This is a genomic window from Cohnella sp. GCM10012308 (assembly GCF_042649185.1).
GTDB lineage: Bacteria > Bacillota > Bacilli > Paenibacillales > Paenibacillaceae > Cohnella.
The window spans coordinates 41,349-62,140 of record NZ_JBHRYU010000019.1; the positions used below are offsets into that span (position 1 = coordinate 41,349).

The window sequence follows — 20,792 nt, forward strand, 5'->3', positions numbered from 1 at the left end:
TGAAATTAGACCGGATCGGGCGGCGCAAAACGGTGCTTGCTCGCTTGTTCGTAGGCGTAGGCCAGGCGGAGCAGCGTGGGCTCGCTGTAGGCGGTTCCTACGAATGTAATGCCCTGCGGCCCCTTGGTCGTATAGCCGCCTTCCGCAATGATCCCCGTCTCCGCGTATCCGCCCTGTACCGTAATCGCCGGATAACCTGCGCGCGCGGACAGGTCAAGACCCTCCTCATTGCCGAGAAACAGCAGCGCATCGAGCCTATGCCCGCGAATCGCGTGATCGATGCCCTGTTCCCGGGCCAGCTCGCGGTTTAAGCGCAAGCTCTCCGCATATTCGGGTTCGATCAAGGCGCCGCTTGTCCGATTTGACCAGATAAGCGTATCTTGCCCGTACTTTAACGCAGCTTCGCCATTTGCCTCATTATAGGCGATGAGCTCGTCCAGGGACCGGACATAAGCGCCGGAGCCGGCTTTGGCGAGGTAATCGTTCAGTCCCTTCTTGAATTCGAACGGCATCACGCTCCAATCCCACTTCGCGTCTTCGCAAGGCAGGGATACCGGATCGACGATGATGGCCCCGCGCGCTTTGCACAGTTCGATCGCCCGTTCGATAATCTCGGCCCGCGCCTCGTCCAGCCCTTGATAATAGGACCGGGCAATGCCGATCCGCGCACCGCGCAAGCCATCCGAGTCCAAGAATGCCTGGTAGTCCGCGTGCGCGACTCGCCCGCTCTCCCCCATCGCCGCATCCGCCGGATCCATCGCCGTCATCGCGCCGAGCAGGGTCGCGGCGTCCCTGACCGTACGCGTCATCGGGCCGGCCGAATCCTGACTATGCGTAATCGGGATGATGCCCGTGCGGCTGACGAGTCCGATCGTCGGCTTGAAGCCCACGAGATTGTTTTGCGAGGCAGGGCTGATGATCGAGCCCGACGTCTCCGTGCCGATGGCGGCGGCGCACAGGTTGGCAGCCGTCGCGGCACCCGAGCCCGAGCTCGATCCGCCTACGAAAAATTCACCCGGACTGTACGGATTAAGTGTCAGTCCCCCTCTCGAGCTGTAGCCCGCCCACATCGTGCCGGACATGAAGTTTGCCCACTCCGTCATGTTGGCCTTGCCGAGAAAGACCGCTCCCGCAGCCCGTAGTTGCGCAGCCACGACCGAGTCCGTCGGCGCGAAGTGTTCGGCAAGCGCGATAGACCCGGCGCTCGTATGCATGCGGTCGCCCGTATCGATATTGTCCTTGAGCAGGATCGGGATCCCGTGCAGCGGCCCGCGCGATCCGCGTTCGAGCCGTTCCGTATCGAGCGCCGCGGCGACCGCGAGCGCGTCCGGGTTGACCTCGAGCACCGCTCTCAGCTTCGGATTAAACCGCTCGATCCGCTCCAAATACCAGCGCACGCATGCCTCCGACGTTAATGTCCCTGCCTCCATTGCAGCCTGCAAGGAAGCGATATCCGCTTCTATTAAAATGTCATCTATATTGACGTTCATAAAAATGTCTCCTGTCCACAAGGCTCGGTTATTCGCTTCCATCCAGTATACAGGAAATCCCATGCGGCAAGACTAACTCCGTCCGGACGCTGCTCCAAAAAATCGCCTACAAGACAGGAGTCCCGCCATGTTCACTGTATTCTGGCAGTCGCTCGTATTGGCCTTCGCAGGCATTCTCATGCTTCGAATAAGCGGCCGCAAGTCCATCTCCGAGATGACGACTCCCCAGATCGGCGTCCTGCTGACGATCGGCGCGGTCCTTGGCTCCGAGGTTGCAGGCAAGGGGCTGGCGGAATCTTTACTGGCCGTATTTACGTTTCTGGCTATCCTATACTTAACGGAATGGATCGCGCTTAAGTGGAACCTGGCGGAAAGGGTATTTAAGGGCGCGGCAGTGCCTGTCATCGAAAACGGCCAACTCTTGACCGCAAATATGAAAAAGCTGCGGATGTCCGTCGACGATCTGGAAAAACGGCTGCGGCTGGATAGCATCGCGCGCGTGCAGGACGTGCGATACGCCACGATCGAGACGAACGGCGAGCTCGGCTACGAGCTCATGCCGCATGCGCGCCCGCTAACGAGGGGCGATCTGGAGGAGATTTTAAAAGCGAACTTCCCGCAATTTAAAGTTCCGGCCTCTCCGCCTCAAGCCGACGTTTTCTCGGAAACTATCCACCCCAAGGATCAGCCACCCGCGCCGAACAAGCTTCACTAACAAAGCCGGCCAACCGCACGCTGTAAAACAAAATAAACAGGCCTTGCACCGCTCCGGCGCAAGACCTGTTTTGCTTATGCATTCACTTAAATTACCTGAACCTCGATCCCCAGCATACCCGCGGTACGCTTGATTTCCGCCGCCTTGTTGCCGACGCCCAGCGCGAAGTGATGGGTCGGGCCTGCGCTGCACCACTGCTCGACGAACGTCGCGACCGGGCGGCCGAAGCTGCAGCGGGTGTTGGTGTTGCCGGTCTGCGGGATCGGCCCCTTGATCGACTCGCCCTCGGCGACGATCATCTTGTAGCGGCCCTGCGCTGTCTGCCCGATACTTAGCAGCGTGACCGGCCCGGCCTGGATGCTGAACTCGACGCCGATGCCGGAGCCGCGTTTGCCGTGGAACAGCTCAAGCCCCCGGATCACCGGGCGGTCGTCCGCGATCTTGATATTGTGCGGACCGTCGTGACCGACGAGCACGATATCGTCCTTGAAGTCGCAGGGGTGCAGCTCGGCAAAGGAACCTCCGGCGTCGAGCCGATCCATGATGAGCATGGCCGCGCATGTCTTGAGATCGGCCTCGCCCGCGAGCGGAATGCCCTTGCCCGTCAGGAGGGAGTTGCCGAGCACCATGTTCGAGCCGATGCGCTCATACTCGTTGTCGTCGATTCCCTTGTAATAGTAGGCAAGACCGGTCAGGCCGAACTCGTCCACGAGCTTGTCGAGACCGACCGCGACCTTGGCGGACCAGGCCAGATCCTCGGGCTTGATCGGCCGCGTGACCGGATCGATGAACGGATCGGACACGGTAAATAGGCTATGAATCTCCTCGAGCTTGGCATCGATCTCCCGCTGCGTAGCGGAAGCCACGGTTTTCGCCAGGTCGCACATCTCGAGCATCTGCACATGCGCGCCGAACGATGCCGTAAATGCGGTCGGATCGGAGTTCATGTCGTACATGCCTTCGTACGTATGACCGAGGTAGCCGATCCGCGCGTACTTGAACGCGCGCCGCGCATTTGCCGCGCGGCACCACGATTGCAGCTCCGCCGTAGCCGCCGGATCGTCGTACAGCGTACCGACGATCATGCCCGCCGCCGGCCGTCCTGCCCGCACGAGCACGCCCGCGATCTCCGGCAGCGAGCAGATGTTGTCGTTGGCCAGCTGCATATAGGTGGTCGTGTTCGTGTAATCCAGACGCTGCCTCGGCTGCAAGGCGACGAGCACGGTCGGCACCGACAAGCCGATGATCGGCGTCGCCGCCGTCGAAGACGTTACGTACGTGCTGAGGAAGCTGAACAGCATGTCGACGTCCTGCTTTTTCAAATACTCGGTCGCCGCGAACGCCTTGTCCACCGTGTCGACGAATCCCGCGCTGACGACCTCGACGTCCATCTCGCGCAGCCGGTTTTCAAACTCCTGCCCGTACCCGGCCAGCTCCTCTCTCAGTCCAGGAAACTGTTCCCAGTATGGTTCGTGCCCCACCGTCATGACACCGACGCGAGCGCGGGCCCGTTGGAAATTTTTTGACATCTGATGTTGCCTCCTCTTCGTCTTGAAAATCTCTTTTCTTAATCGTAGGGAATCAAGCGAAAAGGAACAATGAAGTAACCAACTCATTTTTGAGTTATTCTACGATTAATTATTGAAAGGAGATCTTGAGAAAGAAGGAAGAATTAGATTGCCAGAACCTTAAAAAATGGTCCTCCATTGCGTTTAGGCTCCCCACGCTGCAATATTTTCTCAGTAAGTAAGCGCTACCAAAACATTGTGCATGAGTCCTTATCAGATTCTTTTTCTTACTTTGTCTCTACGGATGCTACACCGTCTGCCGAATTCCCAGTATTGACGTACCTCCCAACAAAGCTGAAGAACAGCATACATCACTCAAGTCAACTCTACTTTTCGGTTTGCTTGCAAATGGCCCACTTCGCAATTGTGTAAATTTTTAACATATAAATAATTACATAAGTTCTTTTTAAACCCATTCGACCAACTTGCAGAGGCGAAGTTAGATTTAGAGTAATATTACGATTAGTGTTATACTAAAAGTACATGTCGAGAGAGGGAGGAAGCTGCGGTGGGCGCGAAAAAGGGGGAAAAACGGCGATGATCGAGCCGGTGGCGATTTATTACGAGCATTGCGAGCCGGGGTGGCAGGTGCCGCGGTCGCGGACGAACAACCAGATCGCGGTGCTGGTGACGGAGGGGCGCGCGGTATTCGAGACGGAGCAGGGGATTTTCAAACTGAGCCGCGGGGACATGCTGTTCATGCCAGAGGGCCTCGAACGCAGTGCGGTCAATTCGCCCGAAGAGGCGCACGAGATGTATGTCGCGCATTTTCACTATGCGGGGGAAGGCGAAGGCGAAGGGCTGCCGCTGGTGACTGCGCCGGAGGCGCGGGTCGCGAAGCCGCACAACTACGATTACGTGCGCAACCGTTTTGCCGCTCTCGTCCAATACTGGCTGCGGCAGTCGCCCTGCCGGCCTGCGCTTTGCCATGCCACGCTGCTGGAGCTGCTCGCGTTGTTCGCGGAAGCGTCCGAATCCGCCGCCTCGCAGGGCGCAGCCTCGGGACTTGTCTATCGGCTAGAAGCGTATATTTTGCTTCATTACCGCAGGACGATCACGGTCGGCGAGCTCGCTGCGCACGTCGGCAAGACGCCGAACTACGTCAGCGCGCTATACCGCCAATCGACCGGCCGTACGCTGACGGACTATATGCAGCAGATCCGGATCGCGTCCGCCTGCGACCTGCTGTTGACCTCGCAGATGAATATCGGAGAGATCTCGGATTACCTCGGCTTTTGCGAGCAATCGTACTTCAACAAGGTGTTCAAAAAAATAACCGGCACTCTGCCTTCCGCATACGTGCGGCACAAGGTGGACCGGTCGGAGACGGACGAAGACGACGATTAGGCTCTGGTCAGCGCCTTTATGGTCTCGGCTTGAGACTGCTGCATTTGCAAGGTCCATATGCGGTCGGAATTTGTAATTCGCGCTACATAATGAAGAAGTTTTTCGGCGTGCGACGCCCCGGTTCGAAATTTGCCTCGTAATCCGATAAAATAAAACGGTGCAGAAAATTCCGGAAACGAGGTCGTCCTATTGAAGAGCGGAAACAAACAGCCTGTCCTGCTAAAAAAGGTGCTGCGCGCACTTGCCGTCATTATCGGCGCATTCATAACGGCCTATGGCCTTGAAGCGGTGCTCATTCCGAACAACGTATCCGACGGTGGCGTGACGGGTCTAAGCATCGTGGGCTCGGAGCTGATCGGTCTGCCGCTGGGTCTGTTGATCGCGGTTTTGAATATCCCGTTTATTTTTCTCGGCTACAAGCAGATCGGTAAAAGCTTCGCGATCAACTCCGTGCTCGGCATTGCGTCGCTCGCCATCGGCACGATCACGATGCATCACATCAAGCCTATTCTTGAAGGCGATACGCTGTTAGTAACCGTCGTCGGCGGCATCATCATCGGCTTCGGCATGGGTCTGGCCCTGCGGAACGGCGGCGCGCTCGACGGAATCGACATGCTGGCCGTCCTGCTGTCCCGCAAGCTGCCGTTCGGGACAAGCGATCTGATCCTGTTCCTGAATGCGTTCGTCTTCATCGTCGTCTCGACCGTATTCGGCCTGCAAGGCGCGATCATGTCGGGCATCGCCTACTATATCGCCTCCAAGGTGATCCATATCGTCGAAGAAGGCTTAAGCGGCGCCAAGACGTTCAAGATCATTTCCAAATATCCCGAGACCATGGTCGAGACGATTCGCGACCGCCTCGGGCGCGGCGCCACCTACAACGTCGTTGAGGGCGGGTACTCGAACGAGCAATTCAAGGAAATCACCTGCGTCATCAATCGGCTCGAAGAAAGCAAAATGAAAGAAATCATCTACGAAATCGACCCGAGCGCCTTCGTCATGGTGTACGACGTAGCCGAGGTTAAGGGAGGCAACTTCAAGAAGCACGATATTCACTAAGATCCGATGCTCCATTCGCGCCGAACAGCCATCGATGGCTCATCCGGCAGCCATGCACATGAGTCCGCCGACAGCCATGCACATGAGTCGGCCGACAGCCAAGCCGGTGGCACGGCCGATCTTCGCCCGCGCCGTCCCCTTGCTATATAATTCCTGCAAATATACATCTATTTTCGCCGGAATCGGCCATTCGGGCCAAGAAAGATGCAAAAATGCAGGTATTTTCCTCCATTAACCCGATTTCGGGCTCGTGCTTTTAATTTACCTGCATATTTGCATCTTTTCCATCGCGTGTCGTTGGTACGAAGAAAATACCTGTACAAATGCAGGCTTTTCGGCCCGTAACCCATCTGAATTGCTACTATTGATTGCAGCGGCGATATACCGGCGCTATACCTCCGCGAAGCTCCGATCCCCGAAGGAACGCTCGTACGCTTACCATCCTACATACCCCCGCCGCCACAGGTAAAAGAGGGACGAAGCAGCCAACGCTGCTTCATCCCTCTTTGCTTCCGTATCTTTCCGTATCTTATGACGCGCTCCGATACTTAGGTGCTGGTGCCGGTGGAGCTGCTGCTCGTCGAGTTGGTCGTGCCGCTTCCGCTGGTGCCGTTCGAGCTATTCGTGCCGCCAGCCGAACCGCTCGTGCCGCTCGTACCGCTCGCACCATTCGTGCCACTCGCACCATTCGTCCCGCTCGCACCGTTCGTGCCTTGGCCGCCCATGCCCCGGCCGCCGCCGAAGCCGCCGCGACCGCCGCCCATGCCGCCCATCTCTCCGCCGCCGGTCGTGATGCCGGACTCGTTGACATAAGTCGTCTTCTCGCCGAGCTCGAAGGTTACGACCTTGGTCGTGCCGGCCGTGCCGCCGCCGGTGTAGAGACCGTCCTTCGGCGTACCGCCCGACGTGCCGCCCGTGGAGATCGTGTAGCTCTCGCCGGACTTCAGATCTGACGAGGAGTAGACAAGCGTCTGGAACGTCTTGGCCGGCGCGAAGGTCGCGACCGCGTTGCCCGCGCTGTCGGTCAGCGTGACCACCGTGCCCGCATCAAGCGTGCTCGGGAAGGTCATCAGCAGCGAGACCTGCGTCGAATCCTCGGACGGCGCTTGCGCCATGCCCGCTGCGCCGGCCGCGATCAGCGTGCCGCCGGATTGCTCGAACGTGCCGTCATAGTCGAGCGCGCCGTTGCCGGCGTTGGTCGGGCCGTTGACGACAGCCGTACCGCCGGTCATGACGACCGAGCCGTTGGAATCGAGACCGTCGCCGTCGGCATCCACATAGATGTAGCCGCCGGAGATCGTGAGCAGCGCCTGCTCGGTGCCCGCCGACGCATTGACGCCGTCGTCGTTGGACTTGACGTGCGTCTCGCCGCCTGCGATCGTAATGCTCGCGCTCTCGATGCCTTCGTAGCTCTTCGTAATGTCGATCGTGCCGCCGGAGATCGTGAGCGACGTATCGCCGTGAATGCCGTCGTCGCCGGTCGACAAGCTGAATGTGCCGCCCGAGATGCCGATGTTGGCATTGCTGTGAATCGCGTCATCCCCCGCATCGATGGCGAACGTGCCGCCTGCGATCGCCAGATCGCCGCCTGCCTTCAATCCCTTGGCGCTGACGGATTCCGTCTCTTCCGTACCCGTTGCGGTCGTCTCGTCCGCGTCGTTGCCGCTCGTATCGGTCGATCCGGATCCCGAAGCCGAGCCCGTAGAGCCCGTATCGCCCGAACCCGTAGCCGTCGCGCCGTCAGCCGGCGGCGTTTGCGCCGGATCGGTCACGCCGCTGGAGCCCGGTCCTTGTCCGTCCGTCGGCCATGCGGGAGGCTGCTGCCCGTCCGTCGGCATCTGGCCGTCCGCAGGCGGCTGCGGCATCTGACCGTCCCCGCCCTGCCAGTTGCCAGGATCGCCGCCAAACCCGCCGCCGCCGAACCCGCCCGGACCCTCCTCCGCATGCGTCTTCGTGGAATTCGCCGCGCCGCCGCCCGACACGATGTCGAACTTGCCGTCCGCCACCAGCAGCGCCGTCTCCGCCTGAATGCCGTCGTTAGCGGCCGTAATCTTGAACGTGCCGTTCGCGATGGCGACAAAGCCCTTGTCCGCATCCTTGTCATTGGTCGACTTGATGCCGTCGCCTGCCGCGTCGATCGTAATGTCGCCGTCCTTAATCGCAACCGCGTCCTTGCCGATCAGGCCGTCGTCCGCCGACTTGACCGCGATCGTGCCGCTTACAATCTTCAGATCGTCGTTGGACTTCACGGCATCGTTGAAGTTGCCGGTTACGGTCAGCTTGCCGGTGCCGTTAAACGTCAGGTCGTCCTTGCTGTAAATCGCCGCCGTCGGCGCTTCTTCGGAAGTATCCGCATAGGTCGTGCCGTCGGTCACCGCATTCTCCGTACCTTCCGCAAGCGTCACGACCGTCTTGTCGGCCGACTTCACGTAGATGGCCGTGCCGTTCTTGTTCGTGATGTCCGCGCCGTTCAACACCAGGCGCACCACGTCGCTGTCGCCCGCTTCGATGACGATCTGGCCGTCATCCAACGTGCCGCTCAGCACGTAAGTGCCCGCCGCCGTGATCTTCACCGCGCCGCCCTGGGCGGTCGCACCCGATCCGGTCACGGTCGCCGCGCCGCCGTCCAGCGCGATCGTCGTCGCGCCGTCCGCCGTCCACGTCGCCGTCGTGTCCGTCTCGTCGAACGTCACCTTGTCGTCCAGGTTCACGCTGGCCAGCGTGATTCCCGTCCCCGACGACGCGGACGAGGCGGCTGCCGTCTGGACCGTACCGGCGGATGCGGCGCTGGCCGCGTCCGACGATTTGGCGCTGCAGCCTGCCGCCAGCATGGCGGCGAGCAGCGCGATGGCGATTGCTTTTGCTTTATGCGAATGCTTCATAAGATTCCCTCTTCTCGGTTATGATGATGATGCGTATCGTCTTGCGCCTCAATCGAACCAATCAATACTCCTGCACGACCGGGTTCATCGTAAGCGTGATATCCAGATTGCCGTTGCGGGTGCGAACCGCGTCGAGCAATTCCTTCTGACTCGTCTGCGGCCCGATCTGGACCGCATACACGAGCTCATACAGACTGCCGAGCTCCGTCGTACGTACCTTTTTTAACTCGTAGCCCACGCCATACTTCCGGAAAATTTCATCGAACGCCTCTTCATAGCCCAGATTCTCGGGAATCGTAACTTTCAGCAGCTTGGTCTGCGCCTTGTTCGCGCCGAATTTGATCGCTTTGAGCACGAACATCAGGATGCACAGGCACACCGTGAACAGCGCCGCGTAGCCGTAAGCGCCGACGCCGCAGGCGAGGCCCGCCGCCATCGAGAACAGCACGTAGGAGATATCCTTCGAGTCGCCCGGCGCGCTTCGGAACCGGATGATCGAGAAGGCGCCCGCCAGGCTGAACGCCCGGGCGATGTTGCTGCCGATCAGGAGGATGATGATGGCAACGATCGTCGGCAGGACCATCATCGTGAGCGTGAAGCTCGGGGAGTAAGCGACCTGCGTTTTCATATAAGTAAGGCTGATGATGCCGCCCAGCAGGATGGCGATCCCGAAGGTGAGCAGCGCATGGGTGACGGTCAGCTCCGCGTCCGCGGCTACCGTGCTGAATATCGATTCGATCATAGCAAGATTCTCTCCCTTTCCAATTGCGTCCGTTCCACTGCGTCCGCATCGATCCCGCCGGCGCCTGCTGCGTACAGCTCGGGTACCTTGCCTGCGTAGCGGATCGACTTCTTGTATTCGTTGCCGTACTTGCTAAAGCCCGTCCGGTACATCGACAACTCCGACAGCAGCCTCGACAGCCATACCGGCACCGTCTTCTCCGCCTTCACTTCCATCAGCCACTGGCCCTTCTCCATCAGCTGCTCGCCGTAATCGCCGGCCTCCAGCGCCAGATCGTGCCGCCGCGACCGGATGTTCGTATCGAACGTAATCCGCAGATCCCGGCCGTCCTTCGCGAACATCGCGATCCGGTCGTAGGCCAGATACGTCATCGGCACCAGCTCGTACCGCGACAGGAAGTACTCGATCTCCGCAATGACCTGCTTGTTCATCCCTTCTCGGAAGGCCGGCGGCTGGCCCGTCCTCACGAATTCGTACGCTTCGCCGAGCTTCAGCGACGTCCGCCGCTTGTTCACGAGGCCGAACACTTTCTTTTTCAGCTCCAGGTACACCTTCGCGTCCGGCTCCGGCACGCCGTAAGCCCGGATCCGCAGCTTTTCCCGATACTTGGGCTTCGAGAGGCTCGTTCGGATCAACGAGTGCTGCGGGGTATCGTAGTACAGGTTGCTGATCGAGTAGAACTTGTCGCCCTTGTTGTACGCGTCGAGATCCATGTATTCGGTCAGGCGGTTGTAGATGCCGTAGAAAGCCTTCGTGTCCATCAGATATTTGTTCTCGTAGCGGTTGAAAACTTCGATTGCCATGTTCAAGCGCCCCTTTCGTCTTCGGCGACTGTCTCGCCCTTCCATGACTCAAGCTTAGCGGGGGAACCTTTAACGAATCTTAAATTGTTATCGCAGTGTAAAAACTTTTTGTCCGCCGCGCTGCAGTGGTACCATTAAGGTTGATTAAAGGTTCTCTCCCTACAATAAAGGGCAAGACGACAGGCAAAGGGGTTTGGACAACCATGAGAATACTCATCGTAGAGGACGAGGTGCATCTGGCGGAGGCGCTCTCGCAAATACTTCGAAAAAACCACTACTCCGTAGACACCGTGCACGACGGGCAATCGGGGCTCGACAACGCGCTGAGCGGCATCTACGACCTGCTGCTGCTCGATATCATGCTGCCGGAGATGGACGGCATTCAGGTGCTGCGGACGCTCCGCGAACAGGGCGTGCAGACGCCGGTCATCATGCTCACCGCCAAAGGCGAGACGGACGACAAGATCGCGGGGCTCGATTACGGGGCGGACGACTATATCGCCAAGCCCTTCGTCACGGGCGAGCTGCTGGCGAGGATCCGGGCGGCGCTGCGGCGCAAGGGCGAGGCGGTTATCCCGGACGACGGACTGCGGTTCGGCGACCTCGAGCTCAATACGTCGACGCTCAAGCTGTCGTGCAAGGGCAAGGAGCTCAAGCTGATTCTGAAGGAAAGCGAGCTGCTGGAGCTGCTGATCGCGCGCCGGCAGGCGGTCACGAGCAAGGAGCAGATTATCGAGAAGCTGTGGGGCTTCGATTCGGACGCGGAGCACAACAACGTGGAGGTGTACATTTCATTTCTGCGGAAAAAACTGACCTTCCTGAACGCGGGAGCGCGAATAAGCACGATACGGGGCGTCGGGTACGTACTGGAGGCGGCGGATTGATGTTCAACCGGCTGCGCAATCGGTTTCTTCTTATGAACATGGTCATCATCACGATCATCATGCTCGTCGCCTTCTCTTCCATCTACGTCATCACGTACCAGAACACCAAGCGGGACATCGACATGGAGCTGCTCCGCGTGGCTGATTTCTACCACAAAGGCGCTATCATGAACGGCGGCAAGCAGCGGCAGGGACAGGACGGCAACCGCCCTCCGCAGCAGAAGGACGACGGCATGGGTCCGTTCGCGGAGCGCTCCGTGTCGTTCGGCCTTCAGACGGATGCCCAGTGGAACCTGGTGTCCACGGACTCCCGATACGATATGGACGACGAATTTTACGCCGCGGTGCTCAAAAAGGCGGAGGCGAAGCCGTCGAACAGCGGCCGCTTCACGCTCAGCGACACGCGATGGGCGTACAGCGTTCAGCTCGGTCCGTCCGGCTACACGGTCTCCTATATGGACGTGACCGCCCAGCAGAAAATTCTCACGAATCTCGTGTACACCTTTTCCGCGGTCGCGGTCGTCATGCTGGCCGTCATCTATGCCACGAGCCGATACTTCGCGGGACGTTCGATCGCGCCCGTCCGCGACGCCTTCGACAAGCAGAAGCGATTCATCGCAGACGCCTCCCACGAGCTGAAGACGCCGCTCGCCGTCATCAATACCAACGCCGACGTGCTGCTGGCCAACGAGGGCGATACGATCGCCTCGCAGGCCAAGTGGCTGCACCGCATCAAGTCGGAGACCGAGCGCATGAAGACGCTGACCAACGATCTGTTGTACCTGACCGAGATGGAGGATGCCCGCGCGCGGACGATCTTCGTCCCGTTCGACGTCAGCGACGCCGTGGAAGGCGTGCTCCTGACGATGGAGGCCGTCATCTTCGAGCAAGATCTCTCGCTCGCCTATGACGTCGAGCCCGGCCTGACCTCCGTCGGCAGCGCAGAGCAGATCAAGCAAGTCGTCATGATCCTGCTGGACAACGCGGTCAAGTACAACGAGCCTAAGGGCGAGATCTCCCTGACGCTCAAGAAGCAGCATCATCAGATCCAGCTCGCGGTCTCGAACACCGGCGCGGGCATTCCGGCGGAGCACGTGGATCGCATTTTCGACCGCTTCTACCGCGCCGATGCCTCGCGTTCGCGCAAGCAGGGCGGATACGGCCTCGGCCTCGCCATCGCCAAGTCGATCGTCGAGCAGCATCGCGGGCGGATCTCCGCCAAAAGCGTGCCCGGCGAGCGGACGACGTTTACGGTGACGCTCCCGCTGGAAACAAAAAAATAAGCCCGCCGCTAGGAGATTCGCGGGGCTTTGTCGAATTTTGCACGTTATGACACGAAAACCGTTATCCAATCGCCAATATATCGCCGTCGCCGCGCTTTTCTTCGCCGTCCTGCTGGGTCTCAGATGGTCCTGGACCCATCTCTTTTTCCCGATCGAGCATCCCGTCATCGAAGACGGCGTGCTCGATCTGCGCGGCGTCGATCTGGAAGCCTCTCACCCGTTCGCGCTGGACGGCGAGTGGCGGTTCTATCCTTCCCGCTTCCTCTCCGAGGAAGAAGCCCGGGCGGAGACGTACGCGTCCCGCCCTGTTCAAGTGCCCGGAGACTGGCGGAGCGCGCTGGACGCCCATGAGGGAGCGCCCTCCTACGGCTACGGCACTTACAGGCTGCGCATCCTGACCGATCCGCTCCAGAAGCCGGTCACGGCCTGGCTCAACCGCGTCCAATCAGCGACCGTCGTGTCGATGAACGGTTTTTCGGAGGGGACGATCGGCCGGGTAGGCACGGCCAAGGAGAGCTACGAGCCTTCGAGCATCTCCTTCACGTCGACCTACGACGGGGACGGCGCGACGGAGATCGACCTGCTCGTGCAGGTGTCCAACTTCGACCAGCCCTTCCAGGGAGGCTTCACCCGCTCCGTGCTGTTCGGCGCGCAGTCGTCGATCGACTTCACCAGGTGGTATTCGATCGGCTTCCAGATGATTACCTTCGTCGTCCTGATGCTCCATGGCTTCTACGCCTTCACGCTTTACATGCTCAACCGGCGCAACCGGACGTTCCTGCTCTTCAGCCTGCTCACGCTTGCCGCCGGCCTGACCGTGACCTCGGATCACGATAACCTGCTGCTGCTCTGGCTGCCGATCGACTTCGCCTGGGGACTGAAGATTCGGCTGCTCTCCTACATGTGGCTATCCTATCTGATCCTCCTGCTATACAGGCGGTTCCTGCCGGACCCGCCCTGGAAAGCCGGCTCCCGTATCTTCGCCGTCGCGCTGTACGCCTATACGGCGTTCGTCATGATCGCGCCGTCTGCCTGGGTATACGCTTCGCGCCATTATCTCGTGTTCAGCGTCTTCTACCTGCTGCCGTTCGTCAGGCTGGCCTGGCTTATCGTCCGGATGTTCATTCGCAAGCGCAGCGACGAAGGCTCCGTGTTCTTGATGGTCGCAGGCGCGGCCGTACTGTCAAGCGTGTCCTGGGGCGTATTCAACGCGGAGGTCGGCTTCACGCCGATGTACTATCCGATCGACGTCGTCGCGGCGATCATCGGCTTCTCGGCTTACTGGTTCCAGGTCTACTTCCGCAACGCCCGCGAGAACGCGATGCTGAACGAGCGGCTGCTGCTGGCCGACAAGCTGAAGGACGAGTTCCTCGCCAACACGTCGCACGAGCTGCGCACGCCGCTGCACGGCATCATGAACATCGCGGAAACCGTGATGGCCAAGGAGCGCAGCCGTCTCAGCGAGGGCGCGCTGAAAGATATGGACCTGCTTGTCGGCGTCAGCCGGCGCATGTCGCATCTGCTGAACGACCTGCTCGACGTCGCCCGGCTGCAGGACGGCGGCGTCCAGCTGCGGATGGCGCCGATGCGGATCCAGTCGGTGGCGCCGGGCGTGCTGGACATGCTGGGCTTCCTCGCGCAGAGCAAGACCGTCCGGCTGCGGTCGGACATCCCCGAGACGCTGCCGGCCGTCCTCGCGGACGAGCAGCGCGTGGTGCAGATCCTGTACAACCTGCTGCACAATGCGGTGAAGTTCACGGACGAAGGCGCCGTCTCAGTGTCCGCGGAAGTGCGGGACGGACGCGTATTCGTCTCGGTGTCCGATACGGGGAGCGGCATGGACGAGCAGACGCAGGCGCGCGTTTTCCGGCGCTACGAGCAGGGCGGCGGCGACCACAGCGACGGCATCGGGCTCGGCCTCAGCATCTCCAGGCAGCTTGCGGAGCTGCATGGCGGCACGCTGACGGTGCGCTCCGCGCCGGGGGAGGGCTCGGTGTTTCTGTTTGATCTGCCGGCGGCAGGCGCAGAGTCGGAGCTGGAAGCTGGGGGTGAGCTGGCGGATGCTGCGGGAGCTGGGGGTGAGCCGGCCGGTGCTTCGGATGCTACGCAACGACGCTGCCATGCTCAGCCGGGCGAAGCCTTGGATCCGAACGCACCCGAAGCGTTGGCCGGCAGCCGGCCCGGGCCGCAGTCGCGCGGCTCCACCGCCGAAGCAATGGCCGAAACCGCTGCCGCGCTGCTTGAGGCCCCGGAGGAGCGCGCGCGCATTCTCGCCGTCGACGACGACCCGGTGAACCTGAACGTGCTCGCCGGCATCCTCTCGAGCGAGCCGTACGACGTCTCGTACGCGCGCTCGGCGCAGGAGGCCCTTGCCTTGCTTGGCGATCGGCGGTGGGACCTGCTCATCGCGGACGTGATGATGCCGCGAATGTCCGGCTATGAGCTCACGCGAACGGTCAGAACGCGCTACGACGCCTCGGAGCTGCCGATCCTGCTTCTGACCGCGCGCAGCCAGCCTGCGGACATTTACGCAGGTTTCCAGGCCGGCGCCAGCGACTACGTCGCCAAGCCGGTGGACGCCCCGGAGCTGCGCTACCGCATTCGCGCGCTCGTCGCGCTCAAGCGGTCGGCGAGCGAGCGCCTGCGCATGGAGGCCGCGTACCTGCAGGCCCAGATTCAGCCGCATTTCGTCGTCAACACGCTCAATTCGATCGTCGCCCTCGGCGAGACCGATCCCGACCGCATGCGCGGGCTGGGCCATGCCTTCGCCTCGTTCCTCCGCATGAGCTTCGACTCGCTCAATACCGAGGAGCTAGTCGTGCTGTCCCACGAGATCGGGCTGACCGAGGCTTATCTGTTCATCGAGCGCGAGCGTTTCCCCGACAGGCTGCAGGTTGTCTGGGAAACGGAGCCCGGCATCGAGCCGTTCGTCCCGCCGCTGTCGATCCAGCCGCTCGTCGAGAACGCGGTCAAGCACGGCGTGCTCCGGCAGAGCGAAGGCGGCACGGTGCGCATCCGCGTCCTTCGCGCCGACGGCCGGGTCCGGATCGAGGTCTGCGACGACGGCGTCGGCATGACCGAAGAGCAGGCCAGGCTGGCGCTGACGCAGCCCGCCTCGGGTCGCCGAGGCGTCGGCCTGTACAACACGAATCGGCGCCTCAAGCGGCTGTACGGCGAAGGACTTCGCATCGTCAGCCAGCCTGGTCAGGGCACGATCGTCTCCTTCGAGGTGCCGGAACGCGCGTCCCGCGGGTAGCGGTGTTCTCCATTGCAATAGGCGCCTCAGTGGGACAATGGTTAAAAGGCAGTTATTTTGTGTGACGACAGGCCTTCTGGCCAAATTAGATGTCAAAGAGCAGTTATTTTCGTCCCGGAAGCCGCAATCGCGCGATACTGGAGGAATTAACTGCTCTTTGACACTTATCAGCTGCGCGCAGGTAAGCACAAGCAGGATTAGTTGCCTTTTAACACTTATCCGATACCTCTAACCGGACTTCACCACGCGCACGTTCGCACTATTATTTTTCTGGACAACTTGGCACTTCCGGACGGCACCATCTCACGCCCAGACACGACAGCACCTCGCTCCCCTCTGCCGCCCAGCACGCCCAGACACGACAGCATCTCGCTCTCCTCTGCCGCCCAGCACGCCCAGACACGACAGCACCTCGCTCCCCTCTGCCGCCCAGCACGCTCAGACACGACAGCATCTCGCTCCCCTTTACCGCCCGGCACACCCCGACATGACAGCACCTCTCCCCCCATCGCGGATTTCCCCAATATCAAAAGGCCCGCGCCATCGGCGCGGGCCTCCATCCTATCTTACACCTTGCATACTCACTTTCTTCTCATAGCCTCAAACGCAAGCTGCAGCGCTCCTAGTCCCGGCTCCGAATCTTCGCCAGCAGCCGGACGATCTCGAGGTACAGCCATACCAGCGTCACCAGCAGACCGAACGCGCCGTACCACTCCATGTACTTGGGCGCGCCCTGTTGGGCCCCGTTCTCGATGAAGTCGAAGTCCAGCACAAGGTTCAGCGCCGCAATGATGACGATGAAGACAGAGATGCCGATGCCGATCGGCGTGCTCTCGTGCAGGTAAGGCACCGTCACGCCGAACATGCCGAGCACCCAGCTAAGCACGTAGACGAGCATGATGCCCGCCGTTGCCGCGAATATCCCGAGCTTGAAGTTCTCGGTCGCCTTGATCAGCCTCGTCTTGTAAGCGAGCAGCAGCGCGATGAAGATCCCCATCGTGAGCAGCGCGGCCTGGAGCGTGATCCCGTCGTAATACGATTCGTAGCGCGCCGATATTGCGCCCAGGAAGACGCCTTCCGCAATCGCGTATACAGGCGCGAGATACGGCGCCGTCTTCGGCGTGAAGCTGATGATCAGCGCCAGTACGAATCCGAGGATCGCCCCGCCCGCCGCGAACGGAATGATGTCGCCGCCGGCGAAGTAGTTGTTCCAGGCGACGAACGCGCCCGCCATCAGCAGGACGAGCATGATGAACGCCTTGTTCACCGTGCCGTCGATCGTCATCGTATCCCGACCGTAACCGTGACCCTGCCTTTCAAAAGCCTTGTCGTTCAAAGTTGGATTGCCGCTCCGCATCAAGTGCGATCCCTCCGCTTCTATTTGCGAAGATTATAGCATGGCTCGCCTCTTACTACCATTAAATTCCATGTTATTTCCACGTGGAACATCATGTGCCCGCTTCGACGCCCGCGGCGACCCGCACCGCGTCCCGGCCGCCATTCTTGGCCGCGTACAAGGCAAGGTCCGCCTGCTTCAGCAGCCGCTTCAGCTTCAAGTCCGCCGGCGAATCGGCCGGCGAGCCTCCATCCGCTTCCTCGGCCGCCGCTGCCTCCGCCTCCGCGGCCGCAACCTCCGCCCACGCCCGGTCCGCGCCCCCAGCCGTCGACGCGATGCCGAAGCTCGCCGTCATCCGCAGCTGGCCGCCCGGCACCTCCAGGGCTTGCGCCGACAGCTCCCGCCGGATGCGGTGCGCCGCGGACTCGGCTCTCGCCGCGGTCAGGCCGGGCATCGCGATCGCGAACTCCTCCCCGCCATAGCGGGCGAACAGATCGTCCGTCCGCAGCGCGCGGCGGCAGATGTCCGCGATATGGAGCAGCGCCTGGTCGCCGACGTCGTGCCCGTACGTATCGTTGATGCGCTTGAAATGGTCGATGTCGAACAGCACGATCGACAAAGGCTCGCCAGCCTCGTCCGCTTCCTCCAGCATCGCGGTGCAGAGGCTCATGAAGCGCGCGCGGTTGTAGACGCCGGTCAGATTGTCGTAATAGGCCATCTGCCGCAGCTGCTCCTGCAGCTGGACCCGCTGCGTGATGTCGAGCAGGACGATCAGCTTGCCGGCGATCTGTCCGCCCGGATTGCGCACGACCGACGTACGCACCTGATAGTGGTATGCGCGATCTTCGACCGTCCACGGGATCTCCCGGATGTCGGACCCGTCCGACACTCTCGCCTTCCCTTCCCTGCCCGCATCGGAGGCGAGCAAGCCGGCGTTCGTATGCAGCGCCAGGAGCCGGTCCAGCCGGTTCCCGATCTCCGTGGCGGTCAGCTCCGGCATGATGGCCGCCGCCGCCGCGTTGTAGTCGACCAGGCGGTCCTCCATATCGAGCACGAGGACGCCGTCGCGCATGCTCTCGAACAGATTGTCGCGGGCGATCGGCACGACGTGGAACAAACCGCGGGAAGCGAGCGCCCACATGTAGAATGCGGACGTGAGCGTCATGATGACGGGGATCGGGTCTATGCCGCCCGGCGTAAGGCCGCCGAGATAGAAGAAGTCGCCGATGAGCGGGAGCAGCAGGCCGATCAGCAGCGTCACGAGCTGGAATCGGTAAGTCCGCTTGCGGCGCCACTGGACGATCAGCAGCGCCACGCCGCCGATCATGCAGCCGAAGGTGTAGGCGCCCGCGATGAGATACCAGGGGCCCGCGACGAGGTCCGCCTTGGGCGTGAGCGTGTCGGGACGAAGCACGATGTCCCGGTAATACAAATGATGCAGCTCGTTGGTCATGACGAGCGCCAGAGTAATGACGGGGATAATGAAGAAGCCGATGCGCAGCGGCCGTTTCAAAAACTTGTCCATGCCCAGGAAATACATGACCATAAGCAGGTTGAGCGGCGCCAGGAACGGCAGCCCGAGATACTGGACCTTGATCCATAGCACGATTTCTTCGAGCGAGCCGGCGGACAGCTCCAGCGCGGAGCCGAACGTGTAGACGGCCGACAGCATGCTGAAGGCCACGAACGTCTTGACCATCGATACCTTCGAGCGGCCGGACAGCGCGTAAATGCCCATAAGCAAGTTGATGACGCCTGCCGTAATAATTAACGTTAAGATAGCCGAATAGGGAGTTCCCATAGGTGATTGTCTCCGTTAGCTCGTGTTCGCCCGCCCAGCAAGGACAACCGCGGTGCGCAAGATAGAATATATTTGATCGTATCATAAATACGATCGATCTTGCGACGAAGTTCGACGCTTTGTGGGCATGGCTCCTCTTTTTTGATACAATAGACAGAACATTTACACGGATAAGGGGATCGAGATGGAATATATCAGCACTCGGGGCCAGGTGGCTCCCCTCGGCTTTATCGACGCGATTCTGATGGGACTGGCGGACGACGGCGGTCTGCTGGTGCCCAAGGCTGTGCCGCAAGTGGACGCCGCGACGCTGCAGGCATGGGGCAAGCTCTCCTACGCGGAGCTGGCGCTCGAGATCTTCACGCTGTATATCGGCGACGAGATTCCCCGCGGCGAGCTGCAGCAGCTGGTCGAGGACAGCTACGGCACGTTCCGCGACCCGGACGTGACGCCGCTGCGGCGCATCAACAACGGGCTGTACGTGCTCGAGCTTTTCCACGGGCCGACCTTCGCCTTCAAGGATATCGCCCTGCAATTCCTGGGCAATCTGTACGCCTATGTATCGAAGCAGACGAATTCGATCATCCACATCCTCGGCGCGACCTCCGGCGACACCGGCGCGTCCGCGATCGAGGGCGTGCGCGGCAAAGAAGGCATTCGCATCTGCATTTTGCACCCGTCGGGCAAGGTGAGCAAGGTGCAGGAGCTGCAGATGACGACCGTGGACGACGCCAACGTGCTGAACCTGGCCGTGGACGGCACGTTCGACGACTGCCAGCGGATCATCAAGGAGCTGTTCGCAGACGTTGCGTTCAAGCACAAGTACCATCTGCGCGCTATCAACTCGATCAACATCGCGCGCATCCTGGCGCAGACCGTCTATTACTTTTACGCTTATCTCCAGCTCGCGCAGCAAGGGCAGTCCGAGCGGATGAACTTCAGCGTGCCGACGGGCAACTTCGGCGACATCTTCGCGGGTTACCTGGCCAAGCGCATGGGCCTGCCGATCGGCAAGCTCATCCTCGCGACCAACGAGAACAACATTCTCGAACGCTTCGTGAACGAAGGCGTGTACGAGCCCGGCGAGTTCCGCGGGACGCACAGCCCTTCGATGGACATCCAGGTGGCGAGCAACTTCGAGCGCTATCTGTACTATCTGTACGGAGAGGATTCCGTCGAAGTGTCCCGTCTCATGGGGCAGTTCACGACCGAGGGCAGCATCATTATTCCATCCGACCGGATCGGCCAAGTGCAAGCCGACTTCGCCGCCTACGGGGTCAAGAACGACGAGTGCCTCGATACGATCGGCGACTACTTCGCCAAGTACGACTATCTCCTCGATCCGCATACGGCCTGCGGCGTCGCGGCGAGCGATCGCCTGACCGAGGACGGCGAGGCGACGGTCGCGCTGTCGACGGCGCATCCGGCCAAGTTCGACGAGTCGATCCGCCTGCGCGGCATCGAGCAGACGTATCCGGAGCAGATCGGCGCGCTCTTCGGCAAGGCACAGCACCAGAAGCAAGTCGGCGGCTCGAACGCGGCGATCAAGGCCGAGCTGGAGCAGTTTTTCTAATAACCGTATCGGAATCTCGACCTGCAATACACGGCAAAATGGACCCTGCATCG

General features: G+C 60.9%; 14 protein-coding genes. 7 read left to right on the top strand and 7 right to left on the bottom strand.

Annotated features, from left to right (window positions below):
- Window positions 1–5: 5 nt before the first annotated feature.
- On the bottom strand, window positions 6–1,490 hold the full coding sequence (locus ACFOTD_RS19875; RefSeq protein WP_378121685.1) for an amidase family protein: 1,485 nt from the start codon (window positions 1,488–1,490) through the stop codon (window positions 6–8).
- Window positions 1,491–1,617: 127 nt separating this feature from the next.
- Here ACFOTD_RS19875 and ACFOTD_RS19880 point away from each other — a divergent pair, with 127 nt between their 5' ends.
- Window positions 1,618–2,205 (top strand): DUF421 domain-containing protein, encoded by a 588-nt coding sequence (locus ACFOTD_RS19880; protein WP_378121686.1) that lies wholly within the window; start codon window positions 1,618–1,620, stop codon window positions 2,203–2,205.
- A gap of 86 nt (window positions 2,206–2,291) precedes the next feature.
- Here the strand turns inward: ACFOTD_RS19880 and ACFOTD_RS19885 are convergent, their stop codons facing one another.
- Window positions 2,292–3,734, bottom strand: a complete 1,443-nt coding sequence (locus tag ACFOTD_RS19885) for an L-arabinose isomerase family protein (RefSeq protein WP_378121687.1) — start codon at window positions 3,732–3,734, stop codon at window positions 2,292–2,294.
- 576 nt (window positions 3,735–4,310) lie between these two features.
- Here ACFOTD_RS19885 and ACFOTD_RS19890 point away from each other — a divergent pair.
- Together ACFOTD_RS19890 and ACFOTD_RS19895 are read left to right on the top strand one after the other, a co-directional pair.
- Entirely contained in the window at window positions 4,311–5,120 is an 810-nt protein-coding gene (locus ACFOTD_RS19890) for a helix-turn-helix domain-containing protein (protein WP_378121688.1), read from the top strand.
- A gap of 189 nt (window positions 5,121–5,309) precedes the next feature.
- Window positions 5,310–6,179 carry a YitT family protein gene (locus ACFOTD_RS19895; RefSeq protein ID WP_378121689.1) on the top strand — a complete coding sequence of 290 codons (870 nt, stop codon included), beginning with the start codon at window positions 5,310–5,312 and terminating at the stop codon, window positions 6,177–6,179.
- 548 nt (window positions 6,180–6,727) lie between these two features.
- On the opposite strand, the gene ACFOTD_RS19900 is transcribed toward ACFOTD_RS19895, so the two are convergent.
- From ACFOTD_RS19900 to ACFOTD_RS19910, 3 genes are all read right to left on the bottom strand, one after another.
- Window positions 6,728–9,061: a carbohydrate-binding domain-containing protein gene (locus ACFOTD_RS19900; protein WP_378121690.1), complete on the bottom strand. Its 2,334-nt coding sequence runs from the start codon at window positions 9,059–9,061 to the stop codon at window positions 6,728–6,730.
- 61 nt (window positions 9,062–9,122) lie between these two features.
- Entirely contained in the window at window positions 9,123–9,803 is a 681-nt protein-coding gene (locus tag ACFOTD_RS19905; protein ID WP_378121691.1) for a DUF4956 domain-containing protein, read from the bottom strand.
- Entirely contained in the window at window positions 9,800–10,606 is an 807-nt protein-coding gene (locus tag ACFOTD_RS19910) for a polyphosphate polymerase domain-containing protein (protein ID WP_378121692.1), read from the bottom strand. The genes ACFOTD_RS19905 and ACFOTD_RS19910 overlap by 4 nt, the downstream gene beginning before the upstream one ends.
- A gap of 203 nt (window positions 10,607–10,809) precedes the next feature.
- On the opposite strand from ACFOTD_RS19910, the gene ACFOTD_RS19915 reads away from it, so the two are divergent.
- From ACFOTD_RS19915 to ACFOTD_RS19925, 3 genes are read left to right on the top strand one after another with little or no spacing between them, the layout of a single operon-like run.
- A complete protein-coding gene (locus ACFOTD_RS19915; RefSeq protein ID WP_378121693.1) occupies window positions 10,810–11,490 on the top strand; it encodes a response regulator transcription factor in 681 nt (226 codons plus the stop codon).
- A complete protein-coding gene (locus tag ACFOTD_RS19920; protein ID WP_378121694.1) occupies window positions 11,490–12,773 on the top strand; it encodes a sensor histidine kinase in 1,284 nt (427 codons plus the stop codon). Before ACFOTD_RS19915 ends, ACFOTD_RS19920 begins: the two co-directional genes overlap by 1 nt.
- A gap of 46 nt (window positions 12,774–12,819) precedes the next feature.
- Window positions 12,820–16,029, top strand: coding sequence for a hybrid sensor histidine kinase/response regulator (locus ACFOTD_RS19925; RefSeq protein ID WP_378121695.1), 3,210 nt, complete (start codon window positions 12,820–12,822; stop codon window positions 16,027–16,029).
- 622 nt (window positions 16,030–16,651) lie between these two features.
- Here the strand turns inward: ACFOTD_RS19925 and ACFOTD_RS19930 are convergent.
- A complete protein-coding gene (locus ACFOTD_RS19930) occupies window positions 16,652–17,386 on the bottom strand; it encodes a Bax inhibitor-1/YccA family protein (protein ID WP_378121696.1) in 735 nt (244 codons plus the stop codon).
- Window positions 17,387–17,477: 91 nt separating this feature from the next.
- Window positions 17,478–19,166, bottom strand: coding sequence for a histidine kinase N-terminal 7TM domain-containing diguanylate cyclase (locus ACFOTD_RS19935; RefSeq protein WP_378121697.1), 1,689 nt, complete (start codon window positions 19,164–19,166; stop codon window positions 17,478–17,480).
- A 184-nt stretch (window positions 19,167–19,350) separates the two neighbouring features.
- Between ACFOTD_RS19935 and thrC the strand changes: the two genes are divergently transcribed.
- Complete coding sequence (gene thrC, locus ACFOTD_RS19940; RefSeq protein ID WP_378121698.1) at window positions 19,351–20,739, top strand: threonine synthase; 1,389 nt, start codon at window positions 19,351–19,353, stop codon at window positions 20,737–20,739.
- Window positions 20,740–20,792 lie beyond the last annotated feature (53 nt).

Bases quoted from the DNA above. Each gene is read 5' to 3' on its own strand.
- ACFOTD_RS19900 (WP_378121690.1), bottom strand. From the start codon at position 9,061: ATGAAGCATTCGCATAAAGCAAAAGCAATCGCCATCGCGCTGCTCGCC.
- ACFOTD_RS19890 (WP_378121688.1), top strand. From the start codon at position 4,311: ATGATCGAGCCGGTGGCGATTTATTACGAGCATTGCGAGCCGGGGTGG.
- ACFOTD_RS19885 (WP_378121687.1), bottom strand. From the start codon at position 3,734: ATGTCAAAAAATTTCCAACGGGCCCGCGCTCGCGTCGGTGTCATGACG.
- ACFOTD_RS19915 (WP_378121693.1), top strand. From the start codon at position 10,810: ATGAGAATACTCATCGTAGAGGACGAGGTGCATCTGGCGGAGGCGCTC.
- ACFOTD_RS19925 (WP_378121695.1), top strand. From the start codon at position 12,820: ATGACACGAAAACCGTTATCCAATCGCCAATATATCGCCGTCGCCGCG.
- ACFOTD_RS19930 (WP_378121696.1), bottom strand. From the start codon at position 17,386: ATGCGGAGCGGCAATCCAACTTTGAACGACAAGGCTTTTGAAAGGCAG.
- ACFOTD_RS19935 (WP_378121697.1), bottom strand. From the start codon at position 19,166: ATGGGAACTCCCTATTCGGCTATCTTAACGTTAATTATTACGGCAGGC.
- ACFOTD_RS19875 (WP_378121685.1), bottom strand. From the start codon at position 1,490: ATGAACGTCAATATAGATGACATTTTAATAGAAGCGGATATCGCTTCC.
- ACFOTD_RS19920 (WP_378121694.1), top strand. From the start codon at position 11,490: ATGTTCAACCGGCTGCGCAATCGGTTTCTTCTTATGAACATGGTCATC.
- ACFOTD_RS19910 (WP_378121692.1), bottom strand. From the start codon at position 10,606: ATGGCAATCGAAGTTTTCAACCGCTACGAGAACAAATATCTGATGGAC.
- ACFOTD_RS19880 (WP_378121686.1), top strand. From the start codon at position 1,618: ATGTTCACTGTATTCTGGCAGTCGCTCGTATTGGCCTTCGCAGGCATT.
- thrC (WP_378121698.1), top strand. From the start codon at position 19,351: ATGGAATATATCAGCACTCGGGGCCAGGTGGCTCCCCTCGGCTTTATC.
- ACFOTD_RS19905 (WP_378121691.1), bottom strand. From the start codon at position 9,803: ATGATCGAATCGATATTCAGCACGGTAGCCGCGGACGCGGAGCTGACC.